This is a genomic window from Pseudomonas sp. LFS074 (genome assembly GCF_047978165.1).
In the GTDB taxonomy this organism is placed as follows: Bacteria; Pseudomonadota; Gammaproteobacteria; order Pseudomonadales; family Pseudomonadaceae; genus Aquipseudomonas; species Aquipseudomonas putida_P.
Map to the genome: position 1 here is coordinate 761743 of NZ_JBFPFV010000002.1, position 19334 is coordinate 781076.

Here is a 19334-nt window from a genome sequence, read left to right on the forward strand (position 1 = left end):
GCAGCAGCATCAGCCCCGGCTTGCACAGGCCTCGATCGGCAGCAGGTGTTTGACGAAGTTGCAGGGCCGGTGTCGGGCATCCAACTGCTCTGCCAAAATCCCCTCCCACGCGGTACGGCAAGCCCCGGTGGAGCCCGGCAGGCAGCATACCAAGGTTCTGTTGGACAACCCGGCCAGGGCCCGGCTTTGCACGGTCGAGCTGCCAATATCGAGAATCGACAACGCCCGGAACAGCTCGCCAAAACCATCGATACGCTTATCCAGCAGGCACTCGACTGCTTCTGGCGTGCTGTCGCGCCCGGTAAAGCCGGTACCACCGGTTATCAGCACCACCTGCACCTGCTCATCGGCAATCCAGGTAGCCACCTGGGCGCGGATCTTGTACAGGTCGTCCTTGAGCAGTGCCCGCGCCACCAGTCGATGGCCGATCTCTACCGAGCGGCTGGCCAGCAGCTCGCCGGAAGTATCGTTGTCGTAGGTACGGGTGTCGCTGACAGTCAGCACGGCGATGTTCAGCGGTACGAAGACCGCATCGGGTTGGACGCGCACGGTGAAGCTCCTTGAATGGCATTGTCACCACGCTAGAGGCATGGCCCCAGGTGCGTCCAATCGATATGGCGTACCGGCCGATCAATGACATCTATCGCAGACGTAGGTTATGGTCTGCACAACCAGACGCCAGGCACTTCCATGGACATCAAGCAGCTCAAGTTCCTCATCGCCCTCGACCAGACCCGCCACTTCGGCCAGGCCGCGGCGCTGTGCCATATCACCCAGCCGACGCTGTCCATGCGCCTGCGCAACCTGGAAGACGAACTGGACCTGGTACTGGTCAAGCGTGGCCAGCGCTTCGAGGGTTTCACCGAGGCCGGCGAGCGCATCCTGGCCTGGGCCCGCACCCTGCTCGCCGCCCACGACGGCCTGCAGGCCGAGGCCGCCAGCTGCCGCGGCCAGGTGGTCGGCAGCCTGCGCCTGGGCACCGTGCCGCTGGCCAGCTTCAACCCCATGCACCTGCTGCTGCCGCTGCGCGAAAAGTACCCCGAACTGCACTTTCAGCTCAGCTCGCTGAGCTCGGAGCAGGTCATCGACGGGCTCAGCCGCAACCAGCTCGACCTGGGTATCTGCTACCTGGACCAGGTCAACACCAGCTTCTTCGACGTGATCGAGCTGGGCACGACCACCATGGGCCTGCTGCACGACACTCGGCACTTCCAGTTCGCCAGCGACACGCTGCGTTGGGACGAACTCGGCGACATTCCGCTAGGGCTGCTGAGCAAAGGCATGCACTACCGCCAGTCGCTGGACCTGAGCTTCCGCAGCCGTGGCCTGGAGCCCAATGCGGTGCTGGAGAGCGACTCGAGCTTCCAGCTGATCCAGGCGATCAACACCGGCATGTGCTGCGCGATCATGCCACTGGACTGCGGCCTGGAAGACCTCAGCGAACACCTGCGTATCCTGCCGGTGGCCGACGCCGCCATCCATAGCCCGGTCGGTTTGCTGCTGCGCCGCAGCGAGCCGCGCTCGGCAATTGCCGAACAATGCTTTGCCGAAGCGCGCGGGCTGTTTCAAGCCACCTGATCGGCAGTCGCCTGGCGGTACTGGCGCGGGGTGAAGCCGGTCAGTTGCTTGAACTGGCGGCTGAAGGCGCTGTGGTCGGTGTAGCCGCAGCACATCGCCACTTCAGTGATCGGTAGCGCCGAATGCAGCAAGCGGTGGGCGTGCTCCAGGCGCGCCTTGTGGATCATCTGCCGGGGCGTGAGGTGGAACACCCGCTTGCAGTAGCGCTCCAGCTGGGCCACGGAAATGCCGGCAATGCGGGTCAGCTCGCCCATGCTGATCGGTTGGTGGAAATGCCGCCGAATATGCTCGTCCACCGCGGCCAGGCGCTGGTAGGCAGGGTGGCTGTCGGCGGCTGACTGCAAATCTACCGAAATGCCAACCAGGCCGATGATCTCGCCCGCCTGGTTGTACAACGGGCGCTTGTGGGTCAGGCACCAGCCCGGTTCACGGCTGCCGTACAGGTGTAGCTCCAACTGGTCTTCCAGTACCAGCCCCTCCTTGAGAACGCGACGGTCCTGCTCGGTGTAGCCAGGGCCCAGCTGTGCCGGAAACACTTCGGCGCTGGTCTTGCCCAGCAACGGCTGCAGGCGCTTGAGGCCGCAGCGCTGAACCAGGGTGTCGTTGGCCAGTACGTAACGGGCAGCCGGGTCCTTGATGAAGATGGCGGCGTTGGGGATGGCGTCGAGAATCGGCAGCAGCAGCGATACACCGGCGAGCAAGGCCTCGAGGGTGGCGGGGCGGTGCTGGTCGAGGGAATGGTAGAGGGTGGCCAAGGGGTTGACGGTCATCTTCGGTTCTCTGCTGGCTGTGCCGGCCCTTATGCAGTGTGGCTTTCAGCCTATCGTCCAGCTGTGCGCCTTGCCATCGTTTTTCTGCAACTGTGCCGATTTCGTCACCCCCTCTGCAGAAAACCATCAAGAACCGCCGACCCGACCGGTTCACTCTATGCCCCACGCAAGCCGCCCAAGTCCTACAAGAGCGCGGCCCAAAAAGCCGCATCTCGTGACATCAGACCTGCCTATCCAATAACCAACAAAAAGGCGAACCCATGTCAGGCAAATTCAAAAAACAGTTATCACTGCTGGACCTCACCTTCATCGGCCTAGGCGCCATCTTCGGCTCCGGCTGGCTGTTCGCCGCCAGCCACGTCTCGGCCATCGCTGGCCCGGCTGGCATCCTTTCCTGGTTCCTTGGCGGGTTCGCCGTACTGCTGCTGGGCATCGTCTACTGCGAGCTAGGCGCCGCCCTGCCCCGTGCCGGTGGCGTGGTGCGCTACCCGGTGTATTCGCACGGCCCACTGCTGGGCTACCTGATGGGTTTCATCACGCTGATCGCCTTTTCCAGCCTGATTGCCATCGAAGTGGTCGCCTCACGCCAATACGCCGCCGCCTGGTTTCCCGGGCTGACCAAGGCCGGCTCCAGTGACCCGACCGTACTCGGCTGGCTGGTGCAGTTCGCCCTGCTGGGGCTGTTCTTCTTCCTCAACTACCGCAGCGTGAAAACCTTCGCCAAGGCCAACAACCTGGTCAGCGTGTTCAAGTTCATTGTGCCGCTACTGGTGATCGGCGTGCTGTTCACCTTCTTCAAACCAGAAAACTTCGAGGTTCAGGGCTTTGCCCCATTCGGCTTGTCCGGCGTGGAAATGGCCGTGTCGGCGGGCGGCATCATCTTCGCCTACCTGGGCCTGACGCCGATCATTTCGGTGGCCAGCGAAGTGAAGAACCCGCAACGCACCATCCCGATCGCGCTGATCTTGTCTGTGCTGCTGTCCACCGCCATCTACGCCCTGCTGCAACTGGCCTTCCTTGGCAGTGTGCCCACCGAAATGCTGGCCAACGGCTGGGCCAGCGTGACCAAGGAGCTGGCCCTGCCCTACCGAGATATCGCCCTGGCCCTGGGTGTGGGCTGGTTGGCCTACCTGGTGGTGGCCGATGCGGTGATTTCGCCCAGCGGCTGCGGCAACATCTACATGAACGCCACCCCGCGCGTGGTCTATGGCTGGGCGCAGACCGGCACCTTCTTCAAGTACTTCACCCGCATCGACGCAGAATCCGGCATCCCACGCCCGGCACTGTGGCTGACCTTTGGCCTGTCGGTGTTCTGGACCCTGCCGTTCCCATCGTGGGAAGCGCTGATCAACGTGGTATCGGCTGCCCTGGTACTGAGCTACGCCGTCGCCCCGGTCACCGTCGCCGCCCTGCGCCGCAACGCGCCAGACATGCCGCGCCCGTTCCGGGTCAAGGGCATGGGCGTGCTCGGCCCGCTGTCGTTCATCATCGCCGCGCTGATCGTGTACTGGTCGGGCTGGAACACCGTGTCGTGGTTGCTGGCCCTGCAGATCGTGATGTTCGTGCTGTACCTGCTGTGCGGCCGCTTCGTGCCCACCCAACACCTGTCGCTGGCCCAGCAAGTACGCTCGTCGGCGTGGCTGATCGGCTTCTACGCGGTGACCATCCTGCTGTCGTGGCTGGGCAGTTTTGGCGGCCTGGGCGTGCTAGCCCACCCGTTCGACACCCTGGCCGTGGCCGCCTGCGCGCTGGGCATCTACTACTGGGGCGCTGCGACTGGCGTACCTGCCCACCTGGTACGCCTGGAAGGTGAAGACGAAAGCGAAGCCAGCGCTGAAACCTATCCCAGCCGCCCCGCTGCCGTCGCTTCCTGATCTTTTACGCAAGGGACAAGCCCATGAAACAGATTCACGTCATCGACTCCCACACTGGCGGCGAACCCACCCGCCTGGTGATGAGGGGCTTCCCGCAACTGCACGGCCGCAGCATGGCCGAACAGCGTGACGAACTGCGCGAGCTGCACGACCAATGGCGCAAGGCCTGCCTGCTGGAGCCACGCGGCAACGATGTGCTGGTGGGCGCGCTGTACTGCCCGCCGGTGTCGGCCGACGCCACCTGCGGGGTGATCTTCTTCAACAACGCCGGCTACCTGAACATGTGCGGCCACGGCACCATCGGCCTGGTGGCCTCGCTGCAGCACCTGGGCCTGATCGCGCCGGGCGAGCACAAGATCGACACCCCGGTCGGCCAGGTCAGCGCCACCCTGCATGAAGACGGCGCCATCACCGTGGGCAACGTGCCCTCCTACCGGTACCGCCAGCAGGTGGCGGTGGACGTGCCCGGCCATGGCGTGGTGCGCGGCGACATCGCCTGGGGCGGCAACTGGTTCTTCCTCGTTTCCGAGCATGGCCAGCGCATCGAACTGGATAACCGCGAAGCGCTGACCGAGTACACCTGGGCCATGCTCAAAGCCCTTGAAGCCCAGGGTATCACCGGCGAAAACGGCGCCCCCATCGACCACGTCGAGCTGTTCGCCGACGACGCCAACGCCGACAGCCGCAACTTCGTGATGTGCCCCGGCAAGGCTTACGACCGCTCGCCGTGCGGCACCGGCACCAGCGCCAAGCTGGCCTGCCTGGCCGCCGACGGCAAGCTTGCCGAAGGCCAGACCTGGGTGCAGGCCAGTATCACCGGTAGCCAGTTCCATGGCCGCTACGAGCGCGACGGCGAGCGCATTCGCCCGTTCATCACCGGCCGCGCCTACATGACCGCCGACAGCACCCTGCTGATCGACGAACAGGACCCTTTCGCCTGGGGCATCTGACCCTCGGCCTTTTTCCGACTGAATACTGCTAGGAGTGATAACAATGACCGACAACATCTTCACCGGCACCATGCCTGCCCTGATGACCCCGTGCACCGCCGAGCGCAAGCCGGACTTCGACGCCCTGGTGCGCAAAGGCCGCGAACTGATCGAAGCCGGCATGAGCGCCGTGGTGTACTGCGGTTCGATGGGTGACTGGCCACTGTTGACCGAGGCCGAGCGCCAGGAAGGCGTGGCGCGCCTGGTGGCCGCCGGCATCCCAACCATTGTCGGCACCGGCGCGGTGAACACCCGTGAAGCGGTGTCTCATGCCGCCCACGCAGCCAGCGTCGGCGCCGCCGGCCTGATGGTCATCCCCCGCGTGCTCAGCCGCGGCGCTTCGTTGATCGCCCAGAAGCACCACTTCTCGGCCATTCTCGCCGCCGCACCAAAGCTGCCAGCGGTGATCTACAACAGCCCGTACTACGGCTTCGCCACCCGCGCCGACCTGTTCTTCGAGCTGCGCCGCGAGTTCCCCAACCTGATCGGTTTCAAGGAATTCGGCGGTGGCGCCGACCTGCGCTATGCCGCCGAACACATCACCTCCAAGGACGACGATGTGACCTTGATGGTCGGCGTGGATACCCAAGTGGTGCACGGCTTCGTCAACTGCAACGCCACCGGCGCCATCACCGGCATCGGCAACGCCCTGCCGCGTGAAGTGCTGCAGCTGGTGAGCCTGAGCAAGCAGGCGGCCAAGGGCGACGCCCGTGCCCGCCGCCTGGCGCGCGAGCTGGAGGCGGCACTGGCCGTGCTGTCGTCGTTCGATGAAGGTTGCGACCTGGTGCTGTACTACAAGCACCTGATGGTGCTGAACGGCGACACCGAGTACAGCCTGCACTTCAACCAGACCGACGTGCTGACCGACGCCCAGCGCAACTATGCCGAGCAGCAATACGCGCTGTTCCGTAGCTGGTACGCCAGCTGGTCGGCCGAGCAGAACCTGGCCTGATGCAGCCACTGCTTGCTCTGTGGGCGCGGGTACGCCCGCACCCACACTGCAAGCAGTCCCCCATGCACCTGCAATCGATTCCCAAGGAGGCTCCATGACCCTGACAGGCAACCTGCTGATCGGCCAGACGCCAGTAACCGGCAGCCGCCAAGCCATCCGCGCCATTGACCCGGCCACCGGCCAGGCGCTGGAACCGGCCTACCTGGGCGGCACCGGCGAACACGTGGCCCAGGCCTGCGCCCTGGCCTGGGCGGCGTTCGATGCCTACCGCGAAACCTCGCTCGAACAACGGGCACAGTTCCTCGAAACCATCGCCACGCAGATCGAGGCACTGGGCGATGCCCTGATCGACCGCGCCGTGGCCGAAACCGGCCTGCCCAAGGCACGCATACAGGGCGAACGTGGCCGCACCTGCACCCAGTTGCGCACCTTCGCCCGAGTGGTACGGGCTGGCGAATGGCTGGATGTGCGGGTCGACAACGCCCTGCCCGAACGCCAGCCACTGCCGCGCGCCGACCTGCGCCAGCGCCAGGTGGCCCTGGGGCCGGTAGCCGTGTTCGGCGCCAGCAACTTCCCGCTGGCCTTCTCGGTGGCCGGTGGCGACACGGCCTCGGCTTTGGCTGCTGGCTGCCCTGTGGTCGTCAAGGCCCACAGCGCCCACCCAGGCACCAGCGAACTGGTCGGCCGGGCGGTGGCGCAAGCCGTGAAACAATGCGGCTTGCCAGCCGGTGTGTTTTCGCTGCTGTACGGCTCGGGTCGCGAAGTGGGCATTGCCCTGGTCAGCGACCCGCGTATCAAAGCCGTTGGCTTTACCGGCTCGCGCAGTGGCGGCGTGGCGCTGTGCCAGGCCGCCCAGGCGCGCCCGGAGCCAATCCCGGTGTATGCCGAAATGAGCTCGATCAACCCGGTGTTTCTGTTCGACGCCGCGCTGCAGGCCCGTGCCGAAGCACTGGCACAAGGTTTCGTCGCTTCGCTGACCCAAGGCGCCGGCCAGTTCTGCACCAACCCCGGCCTGGTAATCGCTCGCCAGGGGCCGGCGTTGCAGCGGTTTGTCGCGGCAGCCAGTGGGCATGTGCAGCAGGCTGCTGCGCAAACCATGCTCACGCCGGGCATATTTGACGCCTACCAGGCCGGCGTCGCTGCGCTTGCGGCCAACGCCAATGCCCAGGCCACCGCCTGCGGCCCGGCCAGCCACAGCCCCAATCAGTGCCAGGCACAGCTGTTCGTGACCCAGGCCGAGGCCTTCCTCGCCGACCCGGCGTTGCAGGCTGAAGTGTTCGGCGCAGCGTCGCTGATCGTGGCCTGCGACAGTGACGAGCAGGTCCGCCAGGTAGCCGAGCACCTTGAAGGTCAACTGACCGCCACCCTGCAGCTGGACGAGGCCGACATCGACAGCGCCCGCGCCCTGCTGCCGACCCTTGAGCGCAAGGCCGGGCGCATACTGGTCAATGGTTGGCCGACCGGCGTCGAGGTGTGCGATGCGATGGTGCATGGCGGGCCATTCCCGGCCACCTCCGATGCCCGTACCACCTCGGTGGGCACGGCAGCGATCCTGCGTTTCCTGCGCCCGGTGTGCTACCAGGACTTCCCCGATGCGCTGCTGCCGCACGCGTTGCAGCACGGCAACCCGCTGCGGCTGCGGCGCCTGCTTGATGGTAAACGGGAAGGCTGAGCATGGTCGAAACCGCTGAAACCGACATCGCCGTGGTGGGCGCCGGCATCGTCGGCGTCGCCTGCGCCCTGCAGCTGGCCCGTCAGGGCCGCCGGGTAACGCTGATCGACCGCCAGGCGCCAGGCCTTGGCGCGTCCTATGGCAATGCCGGGCACCTGGCCACTGAACAAGTGTTCCCGATTGCCGACCTGTCCATCCTCAAGCGCTTGCCCCGCATGCTGCTAGACCCGATGGGCCCGCTGCGCCTGGACTGGAAGTACTTGCCCAAGGCCATGCCGTGGTTCACCCGGCTGCTGCTCAACCTGCGAGCGGCGCCGTTCCAGCGCAGCGTGGCGGGCATCCGCACCTTGAACGAAGGCAGCCTGGGCGCCTGGCAGCGGTTGCTGGGCTCAATCGGGCGCAGCGAACTGTTCCAGGAGGATGGCTCGTTGCTGGTGTTCGAACGGCCCGAGTCGCGCCAGGCGCTGGAGGCGTTGCGCGCACGCATGCGCCAGCAGGCGGTACCGGTGAGTTTCTGGTCGGCCGAGGCCGTGCGCGAAGCGGCGCCACAATTGAGCCCATCATTGCTGGGCGGGCTGTTCTTCCCCAAGACCGGGCACTTCATCGACCCGTACCGGGTAGTGTGCGAACTGTTCGAAGCGGCCAAGGCCAGTGGCGTGCGCTTTGTCCAGGCGCAGGTCGAGGGTGGGCAACTGCACAGTGGCGGGGTCAGCCTGGCCAGCGACAAGGGCACGCTCGATGCTCGCCAGGTGCTGATCAGCTGTGGTGCGCATTCTGCGAAACTGACCGCCGCGCTGACTGGCAAGCGGGTACCGCTGGACACAGAGCGCGGCTACCACCTGATGTTGCCGGGTGAGCACCAGCGCCTGCCGTTTGCAGTCACCTCGCTTGAACGCAAGTTCATCATGACGCCCATGGCCGAAGGCTTGCGCCTGGCTGGCACGGTGGAGTTCGCCGGGTTGGAGGCGCCGCCGAGCATGCAACGGGCGTGGCAATTGCACCGGCTGAGCAAGGGGTTGTTCCGACAAGACCTGAGCGTCGAAGGGGCGACACCGTGGATGGGCTTCAGGCCTTCGTTGCCAGATTCATTGCCAGTGATCGACCGGGTGTGTGATGGGCGGGTGCTGTTGGCGTTCGGGCATCAGCACCTGGGGTTGACCCAAGCAGCGGTGACGGCGGAATGGATGGGGCGGTTGACTGAGCGGGCCCGTGGGCATGAGATGGCAGCCTACCGGTTGGATCGCTTCTAGATTCGAGGGCCGCTGTGCGGCCCCCGGCATCACTCAGCGATAACGCTCGAGCCAGTGCGCATACGGCGCCGGCAAGGTCCAGGAGGCTTTCTCCACCCCCAGCTCCTTGGCTGCAAAGTACGCCCAGTGCGGGTCGGCCAGGTGCGCACGCCCTACCGAAACCAAGTCCAGTTGGTTGGCCTGCAAAGCCGCTTCCGCCAACTGCGGTGTGCCAAAGCCCCACGCCGAAGTCACCGGCAGCTTCGCCTCACGGCGCACACGCTCGGCAATCGGCCCCATGAACGCCGGGCCCCACGGGATGTTGGTCTCGGGAATGGTGAAACCGACACTCACGCTCAGCAGGTCAAGGCCGCCGGCCTTGAAGCGGCGCGCCAGTTCGATCGACTCTTCCAGGGTCTGCTCGTCGCGGCCATCGTATTCCAGCACACCGAAACGCGCGGTCAGCGGCAGGTTTTCCGGCCACACTTCACGCACTGCGGCCAGGGTTTCCAGCAGGAAGCGGCTACGGTTGTCGAAGCTGCCACCGTAGGCATCGGTACGCTTGTTGGAGTGCTCGGAGAAGAAGCTCTGGCCCAGGTAACCATGGGCAAAGTGCAGCTCGATCCACTCGAAGCCGGCATCGCGCGCACGGCGAGCGGCATCGACAAAGTCCTGCTTGACCCGGGCGATGTCGTCCAGGGTCATCTCGCGCGGCACTTTCGGCAGATGCGCGCCAAATGCGATGGCCGACGGGGCAATGGTTTCCCAGCCACGGGCATCGTCGGCGGCAATATGATCATCACCTTCCCATGGGCGGTTGGCGCTGGCCTTGCGCCCGGCGTGGGCGATCTGGATACCCGGCACGGAGCCTGCCGCCTTGATGGCCTGCACCACTGGCACGAAGGCCTGGGCGTGGGCATCGCTCCAGATACCGGCACAACCGGGGGTAATGCGCCCTTCCGGCGCCACCGCAGTGGCCTCGACCACCAACAGGCCGGCACCACCACGGGCCAGGCCGGCCAGGTGCACGTGGTGCCAGTCGTTGATCATGCCGTCTTCGGCCATGTATTGGCACATCGGCGGAATGGCAATGCGGTTACGCAGGGTGACGTCTTTGAGGGTGTAGGGTTCGAACAGTGCGGACATGGGAAACTCCGGGTTCATTTGAATACTGTTGTTCGATCATAATCGAACTATGGCAATTAATGAAACCCCCGTTATCATGTCGGGCATGCGAGCCTATAAACATCCCAACCCTGAAGACCTGATCCTCGAACGCCTGCTCTATGCGCTCAGCGACCCCGTGCGCCTGGAAATCGTCCGCCATCTGGCCGGCGTGGCAGAGGCCAGCTGTGGCGAACTGGACGGGGGGCGGCCGAAGTCGAGCATGTCCCACCACTTCCGCGTTTTGCGTGATGCTGGGTTGGTACAAACCCGCAATGTGGGCACTACCCATATGAATTCACTGCGCAGCGAAATGCTGGATGAGCGGTTCCCTGGGTTGCTGGCGTGCATACTGCGCCAGGTGTGACCTGTCAGCCTGCCGGTTCTGGATGGGCCAGCGCAAACCGGCACACCTGCCCTCCCCTGAGCATGCACTCCTCATGGCTGACATCGGCCCCACCCAGCGCCCCGATCAGCGCCAGATCAAGCTCGCACACCACCGGATGCGCCTTGGCCAAATGATGGAACACACAATTGTGCGCCACGATCTGCGGCGCCCCCCCCGAGCGGAAGAACACCTGCGCTTCATAGCCGGCATTGTTCATGTGCTCGACGATGCGTGCTTCATCCACCACCTTGTGTTCAAGGTCCGCCGCCAGCTTGCGCCCCAGTTGGCGCATCAGCGCCAGCAGTGCCTCCTGGCCTAGCAACCCTGCCACCTCACCAATCAGCAGATTCGCCAGTAGCGGGTACTGCCGGGGAAACTGCTCGCGGGCAAGATCAGTCAGCTCATGCAACTGCTCCGGGCGCCGCCCGGTAGGCCGGGTGGCGCCGCGCTTGACCAGGCCATCACGCTCCAGCGCGGCCAGGTGCTGGCGTACCGCCGTGCGGGTAATGGCCAGGGCTTGCGCCAGGTCGTCGATGCTCATGCCGGCTGGCTGGTGCAGCAACGCGTGGAGCAGGTCCTGTTGGGTACGGCCCAGTCCCTCGAGCATCAGAACTTGTCCGGGAACTGTTTGACCAGCGCCGCAGCGATGGCATCGGACAGGGTCAGAATATGCTCGCGCATCATCCCCCAGGTGCGCGCTTCGCCCGTATAGTCACCGGCCGCCAACTGATCGATCTGCGTCACATGGTGGCCACCGTGGGCGCTGAGCAATGTAAGTAGGGTCGCCTCGGGCAGGTTTGGGTTGGCCTTGGCCAGGAACGCCGCGATGGCCTTGGCATTGCTGGTCAGCTCGTCGACGCCAGCTTGCTGGCCCTTCTTGTCCTTGGCCACAGTGGCATCGCTGTAGTGCTTGATCGCGCCCCAGTGGCCGGCCAACAGTTTCAGCAACTGGTCGGCAGCGGGCTGGCCGTATAACGGCGCGATGCTGTTGGCGATTCGGGTCGCGTCGCTGACCACCTCATTGGCGGCGACTTCAGCCTGCTTGGCGTTGCCGGCCTGGTTGGCCACGGCGTAGTTGCGAACCCAGAAGATGTGCTCGACCCACAGGTCGCGCAGGGCCATGCGCGTGGTCATTGCAGCGGATTCGGCGGGTTTGGTGGCGGGGGGTGTGCTGGAGTAGGCGTAGCTCTGGCTCCATGCCGGCTGGGCGCACAGGGCCAGCAGCAGTAAGGCGGCAATCTTGGTATTCATGACGGCACCCTCCTGGAGGGGATCGACTGACAAGATTAATTTAAGCATCAAAATATGTTTTTATTGGTCGACGAACAGGTTTCCGATCAGCGGTTTCCTGCGAACAGGCCCAAACAGACAACAAAAAAGCCACGAGGTCACCCCCGTGGCTTTGGATCACGACAAGGCTGCTGATTACAGCGCCATGTCGTTCTCAGGCTTGCTCTCGACCGGCTGGCCAGCAGCGCCACCGAAGTCGACGCTGGCGTCGATCACCGGCGGTTTCTCCAGCTGCAGCACTTCAGCGGTGTAGTTCCACTCTTTCTGAGTGGCCGCTGCCGAGTCGTTCAGCTTGGTGCCGTAGCTGGGCACGATTTCCTTGATCTTGGCCTGCCACTCTGGGGTAGCGACCTTCTCCTTGAACACGGTTTCCAGCACGTTCAGCATGATCGGCGCAGCAGTCGAAGCACCTGGCGATGCACCCAGCAGGCCCGCGATGGTGCGGTCTTCGGAGGCTACCACTTCAGTGCCCAGCTTCAGTACGCCGCCCTTCTCGGCATCACGCTTGATGATTTGTACACGCTGGCCGGCCTGCCACAGGCGCCAGTCTTCCTTCTTGGCGTTCGGGAAGTAGGTGCGCAGCGCTTCGAAGCGGTCATCGTCAGACAGCATCAGCTGGCCAGCGAGGTACTCGACCAGTGGGTACTGCTCGATACCGACTTTGGTCATCGGCCACACGTTGTGGGTAGTGGTGCTGCTGAGCAGGTCCAGGTACGAGCCGTTCTTCAGGAACTTGGTCGAGAAAGTGGCGAACGGGCCAAACAGGATCACGCGCTTGCCGTCCAGCACGCGGGTGTCCAGGTGCGGTACCGACATGGGTGGCGCACCGGTCGAGGCGATGCCGTAGGCCTTGGCCATGTGCTGCATGGCCACGGTCGGGTTCTCGGTCACCAGGAACGAACCACCCACCGGGAAGCCTGCGTATTCCTTGGCTTCCGGAATGCCCGACTTCTGCAGCAGCTTCAGTGCGCCACCGCCAGCACCGATGAACAGGAACTTGGCGTCGGTGGCCGACTCGGTACCGTCCTTCAGGTTCTTGTACTCGACGTGCCAGGAGCCGTCCTTGTTGCGGGTGATGTCCTGCACTTCGCTGGACAGCTTCAGGTCGAAGCCTTTCTGGGTCTGCAGATGGCCAACGAACTGGCGGGTGATCTCGCCGAAGTTGACGTCAGTGCCGATTGGCGTCCAGGTCACGGCCAGCTTCTGGTTCGGGTCGCGGCCTTCCATCATCAGCGGGACCCACTTGGCGATCTGCGCGTGGTCCTCGGAGTACTGCATCGGGCGGAACAGCGGGCTGGCCTGCAGTGCGTCGTAGCGCTTCTTGAGGAACTTGATGTTGTCATCGCCCCAGACGAAGCTCATGTGCGGGGTGGTGTTGATGAACGAGTGCGGGTTCTTCAGCACGCCCTGGCGGACCTGCCACGACCAGAACTGGCGGGAGATCTGGAAGGCTTCGTTGATTTCGATGGCCTTGGTGATGTTGACGTTGCCGTCTTTGTCTTCCGGGGTGTAGTTCAGCTCGGCCAGCGCGGAGTGGCCGGTACCGGCGTTGTTCCAGCCGTTGGAGCTTTCTTCGGCCACGCCGTCCAGGCGCTCGACCATTTCCATCGACCAGCTTGGCTCCAGCTCGTGCAGCCACACGGCCAGGGTGGAGCTCATGATGCCGCCGCCGACCAGCAGCACGTCTACTTTCTTGGTTTCTACGGCGTGCGCTTGCATGACGCTTGCAGCGACAGCCAGACCCAGCAAGGTCTTGCCAGCTTTCTTGAACATTGATCAATTCCAGTCAGGAGAACAGAGTGAGGGCCTGTGGCTGGCCCCGGTAAAGCGTGTTCTTCAGCGCAGGCTTGTTGTTGATCATTGTTCAGCAGCCAGAGAACCAAAAAACGACCCGGGCTTTTGTCGAATTGACCGACAAGGCTGAATCGTTTTTCCGATTGTATCTGAAATGCCAGCACAAACAAATTGCAGGTCCTTGCGTCAAGGCGACGGGTTGCCCCAGCGGCAGAATGCCACGCCAAAAACAAAAACCCCCGGCCATTTGCATGACCGGGGGCCTTGGATCACGCCGCAAGCGTCGCGATCAGGGTACCGCCAAGATTACTGCTGCTGAGGCAGTTTATCGATTGGGCCGCAGCCACCGATGATCTTGGAGATGGAAACCGAAGGGTGGAACAGGTAGTCGTAGGTGCAGTTTTTTGGTTGGTTGTAAACCTGGCCAGTGCAACCCGACAGCAGGGCAACACCCGAAACGACAGCAACGGCTACGGTGGCCTTGAACAGCTTTTTCATTACTCAGTCCTTTAAATGAATCATCTTCGGCCATCGTCTGATGGCGCCGGGATGATACAGAACCTGAGCATTGGATCCAAGTCGCGGGTGGCATTGATGCTTTGCGAAGACGCAACAACCGGTTGTAAAGCACGCCGTTGGCGACGATAGTCATACTCTGCCTTTGCACTGCCCTACAGGAGTTCACCATGCTTGGCGTTACCGACTACGGCGCATTCGTCATCGCCTTCATCATTCTGTTGGCCATTCCCGGCCCGGGCAATTTCGCGCTGATCACCGCCACTGGCAAAGGCGGTATCAAAGCAGGCCTGGCTGCGACCTGTGGGGTGATCGTCGGTGACCAGGTGCTATTGTGGCTGGCAGTAGCCGGCGTCGCCACGTTGCTGGCCACCTACCCGGCAGCCTTCCATGTGGTGCAGTGGGCGGGCGCTGCGTACCTGGCCTATCTCGGCCTGCGCATGCTGCTGAGCAAACCAGGTGACGCGCCACGCACCAGCCGCATGGACAACGGCCAGTACTTGCGCCAGACCATGCTGATCACCCTGCTCAACCCCAAGGCGATCATGTTCTACATGGCATTCTTCCCACTGTTCATCGACCCATTGAAACACCAGGGGCTGGTGACTTTTGGCTTCATGGCGGCGACGGTGGCGGTGATCACGTTCCTGTACGGGTTGATTGCCGTGGTACTGACTCACCGACTGGCCGAACGCATGCGCGCCAACCCAAGGATCAGCAACCTGTTCGAGCGGCTGGCGGGCATTTGTCTGGTGGGGTTTGGCATTAAATTGGCCGCCATGCGCTGAGGCCCCTCGGGCGCGCCCCATGCGGCCCCAAAATTCCAAAGCAAAAAAAAGCCCCCGGCAACTCACAGTTCCCGGGGGCTTGTTCAATCAGCGACTACCCAATCAATTGGTTTCCAGCTGATATGCCTTGCTCACGAACAACGCCGCAAACAGGCTCTTGCCTTCCTTGAACGTGTACTGCTCTTCGAACTTGCCTTCCTCGACCAGCTTCTGCCCAATGGCACATTCCGAATCGCTGTGGTTCTTGCCCTTGGCGCCGAAATCACTGCTCCACGACGACAAGCCAACTTCTTCGCAGAAAGCCGCGAACTTCGCCTTCGGTACACTCTGCTGGAAGTCGCTGTAAGCCTCTTTCAGCGGTTTGAAGCCGCTGTAGCTCACGCTGTAGTTCTCCACCTTCGCCTTGCGCGCAAAGCCACTTACCGCTTCGGCCAAAACGGCCTGGCCGGTGTACGGGCTGTATGCCCCGATCAACATGGCGCTCAAGGCACTCTTGAGCTGGGTTTCGACATCGTCCAGCTCCGGCAGCGACTGGAAGTCGGCCTTGCGTACGATCTCACCCACCTTGGAGCCATCGTTACGGTGGGTTACCACAAACGCCATCGAACCTTCACCATCACTGGAGCGCGTGAGGGTGAAATCCAAGTCGACCGTGGTGCCAAAATCACCCGTGCTGCTGACCAGGAACGCGCCAGTAACCGGCTGGCGTACCGCCATGTTGGCACCCCAATCGAAGCTCGACTCAGTGGCCCGGCCATTGGCGGCCAGCTCGGCGCGCGGCTGGATCTCGTCGCTGACATCAGCCACCAGCACCACTTCGGCGCCCTTGCTGGCAACGAAGGGGTTGGCCATCTGCATGCCCAGCAATTGGATGTGAAGGGTGCCGTCCTTGCTGTCGCCGTCATGGGCCAGTTTCAGCGCATCGGCTTTGAGGTATATGCCGGCGACATTGCGGCTGACATTGAGCTGGTACTTGGCCCAACCTGCCAAGCCCTCCTCCGGCGAACCACCGCGAGCCGATTCCATCAAGCCGGTCAGGCCGCGCATGAACTGCTGGGCGCCATTGGTCTGGGCCGCAGCGACGCGGATTTCGGGGTCGGCGACTGTCAGGTTGCCAGAGAACGCCGAATAGGAAATGTCGCCCTCAGACAGTACATCTTCAAGGAAATAGCGCTCCTTGAAGTCCTCGTAGTAGGCCAGCGCAGCCTTCTTGCCCGAGCTGGAGACCATCGCATAGCCACCACCGAGCACCAGCACCGCCGCGGCTACACCGCCAATCAGCAGCTGCTTCTTGTTCATCTGTTTGATCATGGTGTTTGCCTCACTGGACCATGGCGGAAGCGTTGTTCCAGTCGTTCACGTACTTTTGGGAGACCTCGGGGGTCCAGCTGAAATCGATACCGGCGTTGGGGAATTCCTTGGCCAGCACGGCGCCGAACGACACACGGTCGGCACAGTGGTCCTGCTGGCAGGCCTCGGGCTCACCTGCGCTGTAGGCACGGTAGGTGGGCACGGCGCGGCCATCGTCCAGCGGGTAGTACGGTGTGGCGTTGGCGACCTGGGTCACGTACCAGCCTTCGCTGTACTCCTCGTCCGCCACCAGGCGGCCCTTGCTCGGGAAGTCGAGGGTGTAGAAATCGCCCTTCTTGCCGGTAACGTGCACCATCATTGGCGCAACGCGGGCCGAGGTCGCAGGGTCTTGCTGCGCCAACGGCGAAGCGAAACGCACCTTGATGCCAGCCATTTGCGCCAGCGCCTCGGTTTCGCGCCCCTTGAAGTCGCTCATGCCGTCTTGCAGCTGCTGGTAGCGTTCCAGCACTCGGGTGTGCACGCGGGCCAGCTCCTGTTGACGCTGACGTTCTTCACGCACACGCTGCTGCTCTCGTTGAACCGCCCAGTTGGCACCCTCGCGCACATCGAAGAACAGGCCTTGGCGGGTGATGCCGATGCGGTTGCGAGTGATCTTCTGCGCGTCGTTGCCCCACATGCTGTTCGTAATCGCCGAAATATCTTTGACGATGAACAGGTTGGCCACATCGGTGGTGGTCGGCGAGGTGGCCTTGATCAGGTCGAAGATTTCCAGCGCGGCTTCCTTGTACTTGGCCGCGTCCAGGGCGAACGACTCGTCAGGCGTTACGGCAACGTAGTACGGATCGCTGCTGAACGGGCGGAGCACGCCGTAGCTGGAACGGGTGAAGGTCAGGTACACCTTCATCTGCCGGCTGGGGATCTCGCCCACCAGGAACGCGGCCTGGTCAGCATCCGCCGTGAGGTAGGAAACAGCCTTGTCCTTCACTGCAGATTCGAGGTTCTTGTTGAAGATCAGCCCGCTGGGGTGAGCGTATACGCGGGTCCAGTTGTCGCCACGGTAGGTGCCAACGGCCTTCCAACTGATTTTTTCGAAGCTGCCTTCACCAAAGCCGGAGGCCGGGCACGGCATCACCGGGGTAGTGCCGAACGACAGGGTGTCGCCGTCGCTGATGATCGAGGTGCTGAGCACCCATTTGCAGCCTGTGCCATCCGTTACCTGCATCAGGTTGCGGTTTTGCAGGACCACGGCGCGGCCGAAGTCCGAGGTTGGGGCAGCGGCTACCGCAGCAGCAGGTGCTGGAACAGGCGGTGCGACTGGGGCTGCTACCGGGGTTTCGGCAACGGGGGCTGGCGCGGGTTCTGCAGCAACCACCGGGGCCGGGGCCACCTCTGCTTTTGCAGGCGCTGGTTCAACTACAGCAGGCGCCGGCGCAGCGGCAACGGCTACCGGGGCTTCTGCTGGCGCAGGTACAGCGGGTGCAGCCGGGGCCGGGGCAGCAACGGCCGGAGCAGGTGCTGGTGCTGGTGCTGGTGCTGATGCAGCTGGTGCCGCGGCAGGCGCGACAGCCAGGGTCACCAGGCCCAGGTTGGTGGCATTGCCCGAACCGCTGGCGTAAAGGTTGCCCTTGGCATCAACCGCCTTCCAGCTCACCTTGGCGGTCGCGCAGTCCTTGGCGAACACGAACGGCAGCTTGGTCAGCAGCCCCGACAGCAGCTCCTGCTTGTCCCAGGCCGGGCGGGTGATGGTCAGCTCGACCTCGGGTTTGCACCAGGTGGCGGCGTCCCCAGGTACTTCGACCTTGATGTTTTCTTTCTTCGAGAAGGCCAGCTCGTGGGCGAACGCCTGCGGTACCAGACCACAAGCGCCGACCACAGCCAACGCGAGCGCGTGCTTTTTCATGGAGTTCCTCAGATCAGTTCCCAGGTGCCGTTGGCTTGTTTGCAGAAGGTGTTCTGCTCTTGCTCGGTCTGGCCGCTTTGCGATTTCAGGCTGACCGTGACCGGGCGGCAGGCGGCTTCGGCGGCGACCGTTTCGGTCGGCAGCGACTGCACCGAATCCAGGTCGAAGCCTTGGGTTTCCTTGCTGGCGGCAACGTCCAGCTCGTCCAGGTTTACCGCTGGCGTCACACGCTTGGCCACGGCCTGCGCCTTGGGCTCGACGTAGTTCTTGTGCACGTAACCCACGGTCACGCCCTTGCGCCCGACCAGGATCCAGTCACCAGTGGAGCCGACGGCGGTGAACTCGGTGTGGTTTTTCAGGCTGCCAACTTTCTCGCCACTCTGGTTGGGTGCGGCACGCACGTTCAGGTTGTCGCTGACGGTCACGTAGGGCTCGTTGATCAACTTCATCGACGGCACCGCCTGGATCTTCGGCGCGCGCTTGACCTCGACCTTCTTGGTCTGGGTGTATTCCTTGCCCGGCACGATCTGCGCGGTAGCACCCGAGTGGTCGGACTTCCAGGTAACTGGCTGGGCGCTGGCGGTAGCCTGCTGCTGGCTCAACACTTCCTGGGTGCGCAGCGCCAGGGCCTGCTGGTCCTTCTCGTCCAGCATGTGACCGATGCGGTTGCCCACGTAGGCACCAATGCCACCGGCGATCAGGGCTGCGGCGATCTTGCCGTTGCCACTGCCCATGGTCGAGCCGATGGCCACACCGGCCAGGCCACCAATCACGGTGCCCGCTTGCTCTTTGCTGATCCCGAGCTGTGCACAGGCCGTGGTAGAGGCGATGGCGACCGCCAGAAGGGACGCGACGAATTTCTTACGCAAGTGGAGCACTCCATTTTCGGTGGGGCGCACAGCCGCGTACCGCAGCCAGGATCTGGCGGCAGCATTCGACGTTGTGCGGTTTTATGAGTGAGCTGGCAGCACTGGACGCGGACGGCAATTTAGCCGTCGAACGAAGGGCGTAGAGGAAGACCAGTACGGCGCGAAGCATCCAACGAATCCATGTCAGGAAGAGGTCATCGCCCAGCGCGCGTAATCATTACGGCGTTTGGCCTGGGCGTGAGTGGCGTAT

18 protein-coding genes are annotated in these 19334 nt (G+C 63.5%); 8 read left to right on the forward strand and 10 right to left on the reverse strand.

The window, feature by feature from the left end:
- Window positions 1-9: 9 nt before the first annotated feature.
- The gene (gene moaB / locus ACNQP3_RS21550) at window positions 10-549 is read right to left on the reverse strand and encodes a molybdenum cofactor biosynthesis protein B (RefSeq protein ID WP_012273701.1); all 540 of its coding nucleotides are present in this window, start codon (window positions 547-549) and stop codon (window positions 10-12) included.
- A 141-nt stretch (window positions 550-690) separates the two neighbouring features.
- On the opposite strand from moaB, the gene ACNQP3_RS21555 reads away from it, so the two are divergent.
- A complete protein-coding gene (locus ACNQP3_RS21555; RefSeq protein ID WP_012273702.1) occupies window positions 691-1578 on the forward strand; it encodes a LysR family transcriptional regulator in 888 nt (295 codons plus the stop codon).
- On the opposite strand, the gene ACNQP3_RS21560 is transcribed toward ACNQP3_RS21555, so the two are convergent.
- A complete protein-coding gene (locus ACNQP3_RS21560; protein ID WP_060515817.1) occupies window positions 1566-2348 on the reverse strand; it encodes an AraC family transcriptional regulator in 783 nt (260 codons plus the stop codon). The genes ACNQP3_RS21555 and ACNQP3_RS21560 overlap by 13 nt on opposite strands.
- 260 nt (window positions 2349-2608) lie before the next feature.
- On the opposite strand from ACNQP3_RS21560, the gene ACNQP3_RS21565 reads away from it, so the two are divergent.
- The 5 genes from ACNQP3_RS21565 (at window position 2609) to ACNQP3_RS21585 (ending at window position 9085) form a co-directional block, all read left to right on the forward strand.
- On the forward strand, window positions 2609-4222 hold the full coding sequence (locus tag ACNQP3_RS21565) for an APC family permease (RefSeq protein ID WP_060494335.1): 1614 nt from the start codon (window positions 2609-2611) through the stop codon (window positions 4220-4222).
- A gap of 23 nt (window positions 4223-4245) precedes the next feature.
- On the forward strand, window positions 4246-5172 hold the full coding sequence (locus tag ACNQP3_RS21570; protein WP_060494336.1) for a 4-hydroxyproline epimerase: 927 nt from the start codon (window positions 4246-4248) through the stop codon (window positions 5170-5172).
- A gap of 43 nt (window positions 5173-5215) precedes the next feature.
- Entirely contained in the window at window positions 5216-6163 is a 948-nt protein-coding gene (locus tag ACNQP3_RS21575; protein WP_012273706.1) for a dihydrodipicolinate synthase family protein, read from the forward strand.
- A 94-nt stretch (window positions 6164-6257) separates the two neighbouring features.
- The gene (locus tag ACNQP3_RS21580; RefSeq protein ID WP_012273707.1) at window positions 6258-7835 is read left to right on the forward strand and encodes an aldehyde dehydrogenase (NADP(+)); all 1578 of its coding nucleotides are present in this window, start codon (window positions 6258-6260) and stop codon (window positions 7833-7835) included.
- A gap of 2 nt (window positions 7836-7837) precedes the next feature.
- Window positions 7838-9085 (forward strand): NAD(P)/FAD-dependent oxidoreductase, encoded by a 1248-nt coding sequence (locus tag ACNQP3_RS21585; protein WP_264316471.1) that lies wholly within the window; start codon window positions 7838-7840, stop codon window positions 9083-9085.
- A gap of 33 nt (window positions 9086-9118) precedes the next feature.
- On the opposite strand, the gene xenA is transcribed toward ACNQP3_RS21585, so the two are convergent.
- On the reverse strand, window positions 9119-10210 hold the full coding sequence (gene xenA / locus ACNQP3_RS21590) for a xenobiotic reductase XenA (protein ID WP_060492661.1): 1092 nt from the start codon (window positions 10208-10210) through the stop codon (window positions 9119-9121).
- 49 nt (window positions 10211-10259) lie between these two features.
- Between xenA and ACNQP3_RS21595 the strand changes: the two genes are divergently transcribed.
- The gene (locus ACNQP3_RS21595; RefSeq protein WP_012273710.1) at window positions 10260-10595 is read left to right on the forward strand and encodes an ArsR/SmtB family transcription factor; all 336 of its coding nucleotides are present in this window, start codon (window positions 10260-10262) and stop codon (window positions 10593-10595) included.
- A gap of 4 nt (window positions 10596-10599) precedes the next feature.
- Here ACNQP3_RS21595 and ACNQP3_RS21600 read toward each other — a convergent pair whose 3' ends face one another.
- The 4 genes from ACNQP3_RS21600 to ACNQP3_RS21615 all read right to left on the reverse strand — a co-directional run bounded on the left by ACNQP3_RS21600 (window position 10600) and on the right by ACNQP3_RS21615 (window position 14198).
- Window positions 10600-11223: a helix-turn-helix transcriptional regulator gene (locus ACNQP3_RS21600; protein WP_012273711.1), complete on the reverse strand. Its 624-nt coding sequence runs from the start codon at window positions 11221-11223 to the stop codon at window positions 10600-10602.
- Window positions 11223-11867: a hypothetical protein gene (locus ACNQP3_RS21605; protein WP_012273712.1), complete on the reverse strand. Its 645-nt coding sequence runs from the start codon at window positions 11865-11867 to the stop codon at window positions 11223-11225. The genes ACNQP3_RS21600 and ACNQP3_RS21605 overlap by 1 nt, the downstream gene beginning before the upstream one ends.
- A gap of 174 nt (window positions 11868-12041) precedes the next feature.
- Entirely contained in the window at window positions 12042-13679 is a 1638-nt protein-coding gene (gene mqo, locus ACNQP3_RS21610; RefSeq protein ID WP_012273713.1) for a malate dehydrogenase (quinone), read from the reverse strand.
- A gap of 327 nt (window positions 13680-14006) precedes the next feature.
- A complete protein-coding gene (locus tag ACNQP3_RS21615; protein ID WP_003254720.1) occupies window positions 14007-14198 on the reverse strand; it encodes a YhfL family protein in 192 nt (63 codons plus the stop codon).
- A gap of 188 nt (window positions 14199-14386) precedes the next feature.
- Here ACNQP3_RS21615 and ACNQP3_RS21620 point away from each other — a divergent pair, with 188 nt between their 5' ends.
- On the forward strand, window positions 14387-15004 hold the full coding sequence (locus ACNQP3_RS21620) for a LysE family transporter (protein ID WP_060492660.1): 618 nt from the start codon (window positions 14387-14389) through the stop codon (window positions 15002-15004).
- Window positions 15005-15106: 102 nt separating this feature from the next.
- Here the strand turns inward: ACNQP3_RS21620 and ACNQP3_RS21625 are convergent, their stop codons facing one another.
- Genes ACNQP3_RS21625 through ACNQP3_RS21635 form a run of 3 tightly spaced genes read right to left on the reverse strand, consistent with a single transcriptional unit; the run spans window position 15107 to window position 19084 of the window.
- Window positions 15107-16315, reverse strand: a complete 1209-nt coding sequence (locus tag ACNQP3_RS21625; protein WP_264316472.1) for a hypothetical protein — start codon at window positions 16313-16315, stop codon at window positions 15107-15109.
- Between the two features lie 10 nt (window positions 16316-16325).
- A complete protein-coding gene (locus ACNQP3_RS21630; protein ID WP_264316473.1) occupies window positions 16326-18215 on the reverse strand; it encodes a hypothetical protein in 1890 nt (629 codons plus the stop codon).
- 8 nt (window positions 18216-18223) lie between these two features.
- Window positions 18224-19084, reverse strand: a complete 861-nt coding sequence (locus tag ACNQP3_RS21635; protein WP_012273717.1) for an SH3 domain-containing protein — start codon at window positions 19082-19084, stop codon at window positions 18224-18226.
- Between the last annotated feature and the right edge of the window lie 250 nt (window positions 19085-19334).

What these genes read in the sequence shown, in the direction of transcription:
- ACNQP3_RS21585 (WP_264316471.1), top strand. Translation starts at nt 7,838, where the DNA reads ATGGTCGAAACCGCTGAAACCGACATCGCCGTGGTGGGCGCCGGCATC.
- ACNQP3_RS21600 (WP_012273711.1), bottom strand. Translation starts at nt 11,223, where the DNA reads ATGCTCGAGGGACTGGGCCGTACCCAACAGGACCTGCTCCACGCGTTG.
- ACNQP3_RS21625 (WP_264316472.1), bottom strand. Translation starts at nt 16,315, where the DNA reads ATGATCAAACAGATGAACAAGAAGCAGCTGCTGATTGGCGGTGTAGCC.
- ACNQP3_RS21565 (WP_060494335.1), top strand. Translation starts at nt 2,609, where the DNA reads ATGTCAGGCAAATTCAAAAAACAGTTATCACTGCTGGACCTCACCTTC.
- ACNQP3_RS21555 (WP_012273702.1), top strand. Translation starts at nt 691, where the DNA reads ATGGACATCAAGCAGCTCAAGTTCCTCATCGCCCTCGACCAGACCCGC.
- mqo (WP_012273713.1), bottom strand. Translation starts at nt 13,679, where the DNA reads ATGTTCAAGAAAGCTGGCAAGACCTTGCTGGGTCTGGCTGTCGCTGCA.
- ACNQP3_RS21575 (WP_012273706.1), top strand. Translation starts at nt 5,216, where the DNA reads ATGACCGACAACATCTTCACCGGCACCATGCCTGCCCTGATGACCCCG.
- ACNQP3_RS21595 (WP_012273710.1), top strand. Translation starts at nt 10,260, where the DNA reads ATGGCAATTAATGAAACCCCCGTTATCATGTCGGGCATGCGAGCCTAT.
- ACNQP3_RS21560 (WP_060515817.1), bottom strand. Translation starts at nt 2,348, where the DNA reads ATGACCGTCAACCCCTTGGCCACCCTCTACCATTCCCTCGACCAGCAC.
- xenA (WP_060492661.1), bottom strand. Translation starts at nt 10,210, where the DNA reads ATGTCCGCACTGTTCGAACCCTACACCCTCAAAGACGTCACCCTGCGT.
- ACNQP3_RS21615 (WP_003254720.1), bottom strand. Translation starts at nt 14,198, where the DNA reads ATGAAAAAGCTGTTCAAGGCCACCGTAGCCGTTGCTGTCGTTTCGGGT.
- ACNQP3_RS21570 (WP_060494336.1), top strand. Translation starts at nt 4,246, where the DNA reads ATGAAACAGATTCACGTCATCGACTCCCACACTGGCGGCGAACCCACC.
- ACNQP3_RS21580 (WP_012273707.1), top strand. Translation starts at nt 6,258, where the DNA reads ATGACCCTGACAGGCAACCTGCTGATCGGCCAGACGCCAGTAACCGGC.
- ACNQP3_RS21620 (WP_060492660.1), top strand. Translation starts at nt 14,387, where the DNA reads ATGCTTGGCGTTACCGACTACGGCGCATTCGTCATCGCCTTCATCATT.
- ACNQP3_RS21605 (WP_012273712.1), bottom strand. Translation starts at nt 11,867, where the DNA reads ATGAATACCAAGATTGCCGCCTTACTGCTGCTGGCCCTGTGCGCCCAG.
- ACNQP3_RS21630 (WP_264316473.1), bottom strand. Translation starts at nt 18,215, where the DNA reads ATGAAAAAGCACGCGCTCGCGTTGGCTGTGGTCGGCGCTTGTGGTCTG.